Raw genomic sequence first — 11973 nt, 5'->3', positions numbered from 1 at the left:
ACACATAATTATTGCTTATCAAAATAGGCATTGTAGTTTCCCTCGGAAGCAAAATACAGTACCGCTGTCTTCTGACCGGGTTTGAAAACGATAAATGCATCCGCTTTATTTACTTTCTCACCTGAAAATGGGTCTGTAGCATACCGCACATTGTCGGTATTCTCGCTAATTTTGCTTACACACATCTGGCAGCAACCATAGTAGGTTTTGCCATCCGCTTCAACTGGTATTTGCTCTATTCCCATGAATGCATCATTGACCATACACACCAATTCGTTAGGGATTTGTTCCTCTTCACTGATATCAACCGGTATTTGACTGAATGTATCCGAAAATGCCCAATAGAGGCCTCCAATAACTACTGCCCCAAATATTGAAAGGATAATTATTGATTGTCTGTCCATAATTGATAAGGTTTATAGTACCTGTGGGAATACAGTGATCATCATCTGATTTGATGAAGTGACTGCAAACTTTCCCACAGGATTTGAGTTTTAATTGATTGTTTCTTTTACACTTCCGCACTTCAGCATTTTGTCACCGAAGTATGGGTTTTTGATTTCCTTTTGATTGGATAGCCAATAGGCTCCGGCATTGTTATTTGCCATTGGGCAATACTCCAGGTACACTTCACCCATAGAAAGTTCACCACCTTTCACTAAAGTGGACATTTCATTACTCAATGAAGCAAAAGCTTTGCGCTGGCCATCTAAAGTAGTAGCTGAAACCACATTTGCCGCCTCCGTCTTAGCTTCCTGCCCGTAATCTACCGAGCCTAAAGACGTTTCCAGTTTGGTTGCAGCCTTTCTGCCCTCGTTTGTCTGTGAAGCAACCAGGGCTTCTTTCAGATGGATATAATGACCGTAAGCAATGCCCAAATCTTTGTCTTTGAACATAGGTTCCATTTTTTGGCCCATTCCCTTTTTGTCATCATGACTACCGTGATCGTGTTGCGCAAATGCTCCAAAGCTTACTAAAACCATTGAAACAATTAGAATTGTGTTTTTCATTTTTGTTTTAATTTGATAGCCTGTCAACCGACAGGCCGGGTTAACCATTAATATTAAAGATTCAAAATTTGTATGATGGCTACCCAAATCACCAGAAGAATTACTATACCCCAGACGATTCGTCCAGCCCATATTTTTAATTTTGAAGGCGCTTTTTCATCCCCTGTTTTACAGCATTCTTTCATTTGATTGTTGATGTTACTTCTCCACAAGTGAGCATAGATTCCCCGAAGTAGGGATTGCGGATTTCCTCTTCGCTACTCAACCAATTCGCTCCCTTATTATCATCTGCCATTGGGCAAAACTGGACGTACAGTGTCCGACCCATGGGCTTAAAGGCTTTGGTCATGGCAATCATACCTTCAGATACGCGCTGAAATGTAGTGCGTAGTTCGGCTATCGTTTTAAGATGCTGAACATGTTGCAGTGAATTTTTGAGATCGCTGCTATAGCTCATCCATGAATTATGAGATTCACCGGTAAAAGCAGCCATATTCACCTTATCCAATGTTGCCTTAAGATTCGCAGCGGCTTTTTGAGCCTGATCAAATTCATCAGCCGTTAAGGCATCTTTTAATCTGAGGTATTCGGTATAAAGTGGTTGCAGTGCTTCTTTCGCTTGCTGGCCGATTGCCACATGCTTGGGCTCAGTTTTCTTACCCTCTCCAGAAGAGGCCGGCATCTCCATTCCTCCTCCATGGTTGCTGTGTCCAGTCATGGCAACACCTCCTTCAGGCCGCATCATGCTGGGCTTACCAGCCAGTTGTGCAGCCGCATCTATGCTGAATGTGCCATTCACCGCTATTTCATCCCCTTCCTGTAAACCATTTTCTACGATGAAGCTTTCCCCAAGTGCAGCACCTAATGTCACATCACGCATTATGAAACTTACTCCTTTGCCTGAAGTATTTTTTACAAAGACTACCGAGCGCTTGCCTGTCCACATAACAGCAGTTTTCCGAACTACCACGTTATTTGACTTTTTAGGGAGTGACGCCTTAACTGTCCCGGAAGCAAACATCTCAGGTTTTAAGTTTAGCCCTTTGTTGGATACTTCAATCCTTGCTTTGGCCACCCTGGTTTTAGGATCAATCACAGGGTCCAGAAAAGTTATGGTGCCCTCAAAAGTCTCTCCCGGCAGGGAAGCTACCGTAAAGTTTACCTTATCGCCTTTTTTGATCCAGGGCATATCCGATTCATAGACATCCAACAACACCCATACCTTTGAAAGATCGGCAATCTCATAAATGGCTTCTCCCCTACGTATGTAATCACCCAGATTTACCATTTTCTCTGTTACATAGCCTGAAACATCAGCTTGAACTGCAAATTCCCCTTTAGGAGCCCCACTATTAAGAATCTGCTCTACCTGGCTGTCAGTAAGTTTCCAGTTTTTGAGCTTCTCTTTGGCGGAATTGAATAACTGAGGCTGTGTATCTTTGATTTTTTGCGCTTCAAATAATTCCTCCTGTGCCGTAACCAGATCCGGGGAATATATAAAAGCAATGGTCTGTCCTTTCTTTACAAACTCACCGGTGAAATTGACCATGAGCCTTTCTATCCTACCCGGTATATGGGAAGATTGAGAAAAAACCAGGCGTTCATCTTCCTGCACCTTTCCATTCAGCCTTACCTCTTTTATCGGATCCATAGTTCCCACAATGGCAGTCCTTATATCAGCCAGTTGCATGGCCGTTGGGGACATGGATATCGCCATAGGGTCAAGTTGTTCATCTTGCTCATTATCCAGTGGAATTAAATCCATTCCGCAAATAGGACAATCGCCCGGTTCACCTTGACGGATCTGAGGGTGCATGGAGCAGGTCCAGACAGTGTCACCCGCAATTTCAGTGGTGTGCTGGTGCTCTTCTTCTGTTTTGCCCTCGGACGAACCACCAAAAATCAACCAACCCAACAATAAACCGATTGCCAGAGTTGACAGGGCTATGATTATTATTTTCTTATTCTCTTTCATTTCAATAAGTTTTTGCAGTTAAGTAATTGAGCTTGGCGATGGCTATTTGATATTGTGTTTCAGCCGTTGCCTTCAACTTTTCATATTTTAGTAGCTGCTGTTGCATACGTAGGACTTCTTCAAATTCTTTCCCTGAATTACCGTAGGCCGTAAACAATAAGTTTAGTGCTTGTTCGGATTCCTGTACCTGCTGGTCGTATAGCTGAAGCAACTCTTGTTGTTGCTGTATTTCAAACCAGGCCATTTCATACCCGGAAGTAAGTGAATTGGCGTATTCATCCTTTTGCAGGGAATAGCTTTCCTGCATCAACTGCGCTTCCTTTACAGAGCCTCGGTACTTTTTTCTGAAAATAGGAATGCTGACCGATACCATCGGCATCAATACGTCCTTTCCATTGTCAGGTAATTCCATATCTGTTCGTTCGCCTACCATCACATAGTCCAGACCAACACCCAGTTTTGGGAGCCCCTGCTTTATGGCAGCTTGTTCTTGTGCCTCACTCGCCTTAATTCTAAAATCCAGTGCATTCAACACTGGGTTATTGGTCAGCAATGAGTCCTTTGGGAAATTATCGGCTAAAGATTCTGCCAATAAGGAATCGCCTACTAACACCCTTTCATTTTCATCTCTGTCCAGCAGCTTATTAAAAGTGGTGATTAGTGGTTTTTCTTTCTTATCCAGGATGTTAAGATTAGTTGTGGCATCTTTAAGCATGATATCTACCCGGAGTACATCTACCATTGTACCGGTTCCATTTTTAAACTTGGAATTGGAAATGGTTTTGTAGGATTGCAGGATGTCGATATTTTTCTGTTCAATATACCTCCACTGGTTTAGTTCGTACAAGGGATAGTAAGCTACCGCAACCTGATAATACAGTTTGTTGCGGGCGTCCAGAAAAGACTGGTACTTCGCTTCCGCCATTAAAGCTGCAGCATCTCCCTGCGCCCGTAATGTTCCAAACCAGGGGAACATCTGAGTCAGGGAAAACCGTGCCCTTTGCGGACCCACCCTGGTTTCTACCGGAGATATAAAATATCCGAAAGAAATGTTTGGGTCGGGCAGGGTACTGACCTGATCAACTTTTTGCAATGCTGCTTCAAACTCTTTGTATTTCGATTGCAATCCCGGATTGTTTTGGGCTGCTATTTTGAAATAGTCATTCAGGGTCTGAGCTTGACTCACGCTGGTTCCGAGAAAAACAAGTAGTATGATATTTATAATGAATTTCATGATTGTGTCTTGTTTAATTTTCTTTCTTCCCTCATGCTGTAAAATACGGGCACCAGAAAAACAGTAATTAGTGATATCGCCATCCCTCCAAAAGATGGGATGGCCATGGGGATCATAATATCAGAGCCCCGCCCTGTTGAGGTCAGGACTGGTAAAAGTGCAATCATTGTGGTGCCTGCTGTCATAAGAGCAGGCCGTATTCTTCGTACGCCTGCTTCAACTACTGCTTCTCGGATTTCCTTCAACTTTTGTGGTTGGTTACGTGCAAAGCTTTGATCCAGATAAGTGGCAATCAACACCCCATTATCTGTGGCAATCCCAAAAAGGGCGATAAAACCAACCCAAACGGCCACACTCAAATTGATGGTATGAATTTGGAACAGATCCCTCATGTTGGTACCGAAGATGGAGAAATCGGCAAACCAGCCTTGTCCATAGAGCCATAGCATGACAAACCCACCGGAAAATGCCAACAGGATTCCCGAAAAGATCATCAGCGAGGTAAATACGGATTTAAATTGAAAATAAAGGATAAGGAAAATGACGCCTAATACCAAAGGAACGATGATTGTAAGACGTTTCTCTGCTCTTACCTGGTTTTCGTAGCTCCCTGAGAATTTGTAACTGATCCCGGCCGGAACACTCAATTCTCCAGCGTCTATTTTATCCTGAATGGTTTTTTGGGCAGCATTGACCACACCTACCTCGGAGAAACCATCCCTTTTATCAAACAGGACATAACCCACCAAAAAGGTCTCCTCGCTTTTAATAGCCTGGGGCCCACGAACGTATTCAAAATCAACAACCTGCGAAATGGGTATTTGTGCCCCTGTCGGGGTAGGCATCAGGATTTTGCCCAACGATTCGGGATCGTCCCGCAGTTCACGTGGATAGCGTACCCTTACCGGAAAACGTTCCCTGCCTTCCACTGTTGAGGTGATCTTCATGCCACCAATGGCTGTTTCTATGGTTTGCTGAACGTCTTCTACATTCAATCCATATCTGGAGATCTCCTCCCGGTTGATATTGAGGTGCAAGTAAGGCTTGCCAACAATCCGGTCGGCAAATACCGCTTCTGCTTTTACCGAAGGTACCCCTTTTAGTATTTCTTCCAGCTCAAGCCCGAATTGTTCAATGGTTTTTAGATCAGGACCATAGACTTTAATTCCCATAGGAGCCCGCATGCCCGTTTGGAGCATGACCAGCCGTGTTTCTATCGGTTGCAGCTTGGGGGCTGAAGTGACCCCGGGGATTTTAGTCACCTGTACTATTTCATCCCAAATGTCATCCGGTGATTTGATATGGGTACGCCAGTTACGAAAATAATTACCATTGTCATCTGGTATCAGGTCTTGATAAGTTACTCCCCGGGTTAAGGCTTCTTCATTGGACAGTGTATCACCGCTCGTGAGAATGAAACCGTCATTTCTGTCCACTTCAAACCGTACCCTGCGTCCTTTTTTATTGAGCATATATTCCGGCTTGTAGTTGATGATATTTTCATACATGGAGATAGGTGCCGGGTCAAGTGCAGATTCTACCCGCCCCAGTTTGCCAACAGCTAAATCTACTTCCGGTATATTGGTCAAAAGCATGTCCAATTGCCCAAGCACCTTGCGGTTGTATTCAAGTCCCGAATGCGGCATGGATGTAGGCATCAGCAGGAAGCTGCCTTCATTAAGGGAAGGCATAAATTCTTTACCCACACCGGGGAAAGTTTCCGCCAAGCCAGACCATACTTCCGTGGTACGTATATCCCAGTTCACTATATCAAACCCCTTTGCCACAATACCAAAGACGGAATTGAATCCTATCCAGGTGATTGCCCCTAGCAGGATGAGAAAAGAAGGGATAGCAAGGAAAGTGCCCTTATGTTCCAGGCACCACTTGAGTATGGGTTTATAGAAATGCTCTAAAAGGGAGAATGCCCCCAGGATAATACCCACCAGCATGGTGACAAAAACTACATTGAGCAAGAGACTTTTGCTTGCTCCCAGTGGCAACCAGTATTTGGCCAGCAGCCATACCACGCCGATGACGACTATAAATATCTCGGCATGATTTAAAAACCAATTAGCTGATTTGCTGATCGTTTGAATTGCTGATGATTTGATGCGCTGATTTGCTGAGGGTTCAATAGTTTCAACATCTTTGGGCGGTTCCCTTCTGAATAACTTCAAAGTTCCGGCAATGCCAAAAGCCAACAGCATCATTCCTGCCCATACCTGTCCAAGAAAAAGGCAGGCAACGCCTATAGGCAGCAGTGCGATATTCAGCCATTTCTGAATCTTTTTACTTTTGATCCTTGCCCCGAAAAAAAAATGCGCCAACATAGGTAAAATAAATAATGAAACAATAAGTGCCGCTACAAGGGCAAACGTTTTGGTGAAAGCGAGAGGTCCAAAGAGTTTCCCCTCAGCAGCCTGCATGGTAAAAACCGGAATAAAACTCACTATGGTAGTAGATACTGCGGTAAGAATAGCGGAACTGACTTCTGAAGCACCGCTGTAAATGGTATCGATTAATTTTTGGCCAGGGGGTGCCTCATCAATATGCTTGATGATGTTTTCTGAAAGGATGATGCCCAAATCTACCATCGTACCGATGGCAATGGCAATACCGGATAAGGCTACAATGTTGGCATCTACCCCAAAGTAGCGCATGGTGATAAAGACCATTAGTACAGCAATCGGCAAAAGACTGGAAATAAGGAAGGAGGCCCGCAGGTTATACACCATCACTATCACTACCAAAATAGAAATCAAAATTTGCAACGAAATGGCTTCCTCCAGTGTACCCAGGGTTTCGTAAATAAGTTCGGAGCGGTCGTAGAAGGGGACAATGGTTAGCTGACTTTCCACGCCATTGGCCAGGGTCTTTTTGGGTAGCCCCGGAGCGATTTCACTGATTTTAGCCTTTACATTATTGATGACCTGCAAAGGATTGGCCCCAAATCGGGCCACAACGACACCACCTACTACCTCGGCCCCTCCTTTGTCCAGTAATCCCCTTCGGGTAGCAGGACCCAACGTAACCACACCAATGTCCTTGATACGGATGGGTACATTATCCTGCACCGCCACCACCGCTATTTCAATGTCTTCCACTTTTTTGACGTAACCCAATCCCCGGACGAGGTACTCTGCCTGATTGATTTCGATGGTTTTGGCACCTACATCCCGGTTGGATTTTAATACGGCCTGCATCACTTTATGCAGCGGGATATTGTAAGCTTTCAGTGCATCGGGATTTACGTCAATCTGATACTCTTGTATATACCCTCCAATAGAGGCCACTTCTGACACACCTTCTGTGGCATTCAGGCCATATTTCACATAGAAGTCCTGGACGGTGCGTATTTCGTGCAAATCCCAACCGCCTGTAGGGTTGCCGTTTTTGTCCCGACCTTCAATGGTGTACCAGTACACCTGGCCAAGGGCTGTAGCATCAGGGCCAAGGGCTGGCTGTACCCCTTCGGGTAACAAATCCCGGGGCAAGGCATTGAGCTTTTCAATGATGCGGGAACGTGACCAGTAAAATTCAATATCCTCAGAAAAAATGATGAAAATGCTGGAAAATCCGAAAATCGAAGTGCTTCGGATGGATTTTACGCCTGGGATTCCTAATAGATAGGTAGTCAACGGATACGAAATTTGGTCTTCTATATCTTGTGGGGATCGGCCTTGCCATTGAGTAAAGACGATCTGCTGGTTTTCGCCAATATCCGGAATGGCATCTACCGGAACAGGGTCAGAAGGTAAAGCACCTACCTGCCATCCAAAGGGGGCAGTAACAATGCCCCAGCCAATAAAGCCAATAAGTATGAGAACAGTAACTAACTTATTCTCAAGAAAATATTTAATAATAGAATTGAGCATTTTTCATTCAATTTTCTTTGAAACTGTTTTGAGAAAAGCGCACGGCAAAGCGTGCAAATATGGCGTAGCAAGAATAAGCTTCCGCAAAAAATTTGAATGAAATGTTTAAATAAGGAAGGACTGAACGAGCACAGTTATGTCACGTTCGATCAGCGGAGGGGAGTAATATTTATACTTTGCTTTATCAGCTTTAGAAGTATTTGAACTGCTTGTAAAGGTTATGACAAAAGCGGCTCCAAACTTTAAATTAAAAGAACTACCAATAACCTGAGATTTAAATTCATCTTCCAGCTCAAGAGATTGATACTCATTTTCACAACAAGGTTTTTTCTTGATTTGCTTTTCTTTTGATGAACCGCTTTCACAACTCTTGTCCATATCGGACATTCCGCAGTTTAATTCGGCATGACCGAGAACGAATTGTGATTCCACCGCCAATCCTCCACAATAATGAGTAGCTACTGCCAGACCGGAATTACCGATAAGCAAGATGAATAGTAGCGATATGGAGATTATTTTTTTCAAGAAATTGATCTTTGTCCTTGTTAACAGTTTGTGAAACGTAAAATTAAGACTAAATGATTCCAGATTCTGTTCAATATCTTGTTTTAAATGTATGAAATTTCACTCCAACATACCTTCCTCTCAAAGGTAATACCGCCTTTAAGCCATTCATTCAACTGATCTTTATTATAATTTTTTCAATTTGAGATGAAAATCTACTGAAACTGCATCTTTTACTTTTACAGCTCCAAATAATTTTTGTGGAGGTTGCAAGCCAAAATCAGAGAAATAGAATGTTCGGGTACCTTTGAGATGTTTACTCTTCTCGCTTTCCTCTTTAACTACACAAGAAACCGTATAGATTCTAGCCTCTCCTGCCAACGTAATTTCTACTTTCCCAAACAGTACGTTTTTGCGGGAAGGGTTCTCTTTTAACCCAATAAACCTGATGCTTATCTCCGGAAACTCATTTGCTTTGACGGCTTTGGCAAAATCACGGGTCATCATGGCATTATGGCAATCAAAACCAGATGATTTCATAACGATTTCACCACTGAGAGACGAACTTCCAGAAGCTTGGGAACAGTCCTCTTTCATAATGTCTTCGCCTCCATAGCCCACAGAAAGACAATGAAACTCATTGATATTGGTTGCACCCAATATTTCCAAACGGCTCATTCCTGTAACCTGCCAGCTTGTTTCCCGGCAATCTCCGGTACTACAGGAAAGAAGTGGGTTAAGGTTTATTATTATTACAAGTAGACTAAACACCATTACCTTTAATCGGTCTTTCCGTTACCTGATGACTTGTGGCAATTATTCTCAAACCTTTCATTATACCATTGATCTAGTAGATCGGCTTTCTCATCAGAAAGAGATTTCACGGCTTTTTCATACTCCTTCCCTAAAAGCGTTTTATCAAAACTCACTTTTTTAAGAATCTCTTTGCAGTATTCAAGCTTATCCATAATTTAAATGAGTGTTCGTAAAAGTGCCGGAAATAGCATCCAGCACATATTCACCTGATTAAAAGCTAATTACTGCCTCAATGTTGATACCATCAAATTCGCCGCCATTATATTTGGTAGCTATCCAGCCTTCACCTTCATATTTTTGATTTACATATTCCAGCTTGGCTATTACGTTTTTGGTCATATACCATCCACCGCCTATATTCAGCCGATTTATTTCTTGTGTTAGAGCATTTTCTACCATTTCTCCCGAAACACTATTGTATCGTCCTCCCAGGTAAAACTGTTCTGTATTTCCGAAACGATAAAGGAGTTCTCCTGCTAACTGTGTAAAAGCTCCTCCGCCTTGATCGTCACTGTTTGAGGCTACCTCGTATATACCAAAAAATTCCAAACCTTTATATTTGATAAACGAGTTGATCTGAATAGCAGTTAATTCTCTGAATCTTGGGTTGAACCTCCCTTCAAAAGGCCCTCCATCTCCATCTAAGGTCTCCATTACGCTATAATATCTGCTTCCGGCACGGTCTCCACCATAGATCCAGGTTCCTGTAGTGTTTCCTTTGTTAATATACCAGGAGCCTGTCAAACGCATTCTGAAATCATCACTCAACTGATTATCATAACCCAGTTTTCCGAAAAAGGAAGCTTTGTTGTCAGAGTTGTCATTGACTACTACATTTTGATTCAATTTACCATTAGTAATTCCAATGACTCCCAAAAAACCATTTTTCATAATAGTAAGCTCACCGAAAGCCTCGGTAGAAAAAGCATCCATGATATAATTACCTACAAATGGGTTAAAAATGGCCCGTGCATTATCACTTCTTCTGAAGTGGGCATCTCCATAATTGAACTCGTCCAAGCCAATGGTTATACGGGCTACATCCATAAAACCTTGTAAAAAACCTGGTTTTATAAAGTCCAATTTGTCAATTTGAAGATAACCTCCTTTTACCCATGCCTCCTGGTGATTTTTGGATGATAGATAAGTTCTCAAATGCATTCTCAATCCATCATATAGCTGGACATCAATGTTGAGATTGGCTGTAGGAAGGTTGAAATTTGTCCCCAATTCTACCAGGCTGTCAAAGGAGTTGGTTTGATCTATACTTTGGAACTGCATGGCAAAATCACCTCCTATGCGTACTTTAACTCCATTAAACTCCACGGTATCTTGCTTGGAAGGTTCAAATACGTTAAGCCCGGCTTTATCATTAGGCCGGAAATACTGTAGGGCAGGCTGCTGTGCATACACTGCACCTGATGTAAGAAGCACCAGTGAAAGTATGGTGGCTCTATACCAATTGTTGCACGTTTTCATAATTATCTGAATTTTAGTTTATTAACTTAAAAGTTGTTTCAAAGGAAATTTGTAGTTCATCCCCGGTTTTAATCGTGCCTAATAGGGCTTTTGGAGGGTCAATTTTATATTGTGTGAAAGTGATGGGAAATCCTCCGCTAAAAAGAATCGTCCTCTCCGAAACCTTGTAATTAACTTGAAGTGGAATCACTCGGGTGGTTCCTGCAATAGTGATTCTGCCTTCTGCCTTGATCATTTGATCCGTAATGGTTTCTACCTCTGTCAGTTCAAAGAATATTTGCGGATATTGCTTTGCCAGGAGTGCCTCATAAGCATTGTTGTCCATGCCTCCTTTTCCACTTTTTAAGGAAAAAGCAGGCAAATTTATAACCATTGAATTGATGCCTGTAATCTTATTACCCTTTAATTCAATCTCGGCATTGCCTTTAGCTTTTCCCGATACCATTTTCCAATCATGAATAGTGGAAGTACCTTTAACTTTTAACTCCTGATTAGTCGAAAGTGTAAATGAATGCTGTGCAACTGTTCCTACGCAAGCCACTATAAATAAGGCCAATAAAAAAGTACACTTCATTTGAATTTTATGTTTTAAACGCCTCTTTAAATGCATATTTCTCTTGCTTTAAATTATTTACAAATGTATTGAGGCCTCCGGAGGAGATCGGTACAGTATTATGGCTATTATGTATGAGTTTCTGGTTTGTATATAGCTTAAAGTTTATTTTCGGTGTTTATTTAAAATAGTAAACGTGAAAGGAATGGGAAAAGTAGGCTGTTGTATTCTTCCTAATAATACAACTTGGAGCTTTAGTAAAAACTGGATATCAACAGAATTGCAACAGCAATAATTAAATCACCTAATTTAAATTGGTTCTTTTCACATTTCAAGCCAAGTAAATTCATTTCATCTCAATGGTTTTATAAAAAGTTATTGAACAGGGCACTTTTTCAATAACTAAAATGCAGGTATATTGACAGGGTAAGCAGAAAATTATTGAAAAGCGGTTTAAGAGTTTGTCTTGGTTCGAGTTTCACGAGCGGTTTCCCGATGAGGAAAGCTGTGTGAAGTACCTGGCA

The 11973-nt window shown here is 42.2% G+C and carries 10 protein-coding genes; all 10 read right to left on the bottom strand.

The features are described from left to right. Nucleotides 1-8: 8 nt before the first annotated feature. Nucleotides 9-404, bottom strand: a complete 396-nt coding sequence (locus HUJ21_RS06405; RefSeq protein ID WP_291368119.1) for a hypothetical protein — start codon at nucleotides 402-404, stop codon at nucleotides 9-11. A 90-nt stretch (nucleotides 405-494) separates the two neighbouring features. Further along, the gene (locus HUJ21_RS06400; RefSeq protein ID WP_291368118.1) at nucleotides 495-1142 is read right to left on the bottom strand and encodes a DUF3347 domain-containing protein; all 648 of its coding nucleotides are present in this window, start codon (nucleotides 1140-1142) and stop codon (nucleotides 495-497) included. Nucleotides 1143-1191: 49 nt separating this feature from the next. Then, nucleotides 1192-2985, bottom strand: coding sequence for an efflux RND transporter periplasmic adaptor subunit (locus tag HUJ21_RS06395; protein ID WP_291368117.1), 1794 nt, complete (start codon nucleotides 2983-2985; stop codon nucleotides 1192-1194). A 1-nt stretch (nucleotide 2986) separates the two neighbouring features. Further along, nucleotides 2987-4219, bottom strand: coding sequence for a TolC family protein (locus HUJ21_RS06390; RefSeq protein WP_291368116.1), 1233 nt, complete (start codon nucleotides 4217-4219; stop codon nucleotides 2987-2989). Further along, entirely contained in the window at nucleotides 4216-8097 is a 3882-nt protein-coding gene (locus HUJ21_RS06385) for an efflux RND transporter permease subunit (RefSeq protein WP_291368115.1), read from the bottom strand. The genes HUJ21_RS06390 and HUJ21_RS06385 overlap by 4 nt, the downstream gene beginning before the upstream one ends. A gap of 105 nt (nucleotides 8098-8202) precedes the next feature. Then, entirely contained in the window at nucleotides 8203-8622 is a 420-nt protein-coding gene (locus HUJ21_RS06380; protein ID WP_291368114.1) for a hypothetical protein, read from the bottom strand. A 165-nt stretch (nucleotides 8623-8787) separates the two neighbouring features. After that, nucleotides 8788-9279 (bottom strand): YceI family protein, encoded by a 492-nt coding sequence (locus HUJ21_RS06375; RefSeq protein WP_291368113.1) that lies wholly within the window; start codon nucleotides 9277-9279, stop codon nucleotides 8788-8790. Between the two features lie 101 nt (nucleotides 9280-9380). Further along, nucleotides 9381-9569, bottom strand: coding sequence for a hypothetical protein (locus HUJ21_RS06370; protein ID WP_291368112.1), 189 nt, complete (start codon nucleotides 9567-9569; stop codon nucleotides 9381-9383). 58 nt (nucleotides 9570-9627) lie between these two features. Then, on the bottom strand, nucleotides 9628-10896 hold the full coding sequence (locus tag HUJ21_RS06365; RefSeq protein ID WP_291368111.1) for a hypothetical protein: 1269 nt from the start codon (nucleotides 10894-10896) through the stop codon (nucleotides 9628-9630). Between the two features lie 13 nt (nucleotides 10897-10909). Beyond that, entirely contained in the window at nucleotides 10910-11470 is a 561-nt protein-coding gene (locus HUJ21_RS06360) for a YceI family protein (protein ID WP_291368110.1), read from the bottom strand. Nucleotides 11471-11973 lie beyond the last annotated feature (503 nt).

The sequence above is a fragment of the Cyclobacterium sp. genome, assembly GCF_014762705.1.
GTDB lineage: Bacteria > Bacteroidota > Bacteroidia > Cytophagales > Cyclobacteriaceae > Cyclobacterium.
This window is presented reverse-complemented; position numbering and strand designations above follow the sequence as displayed.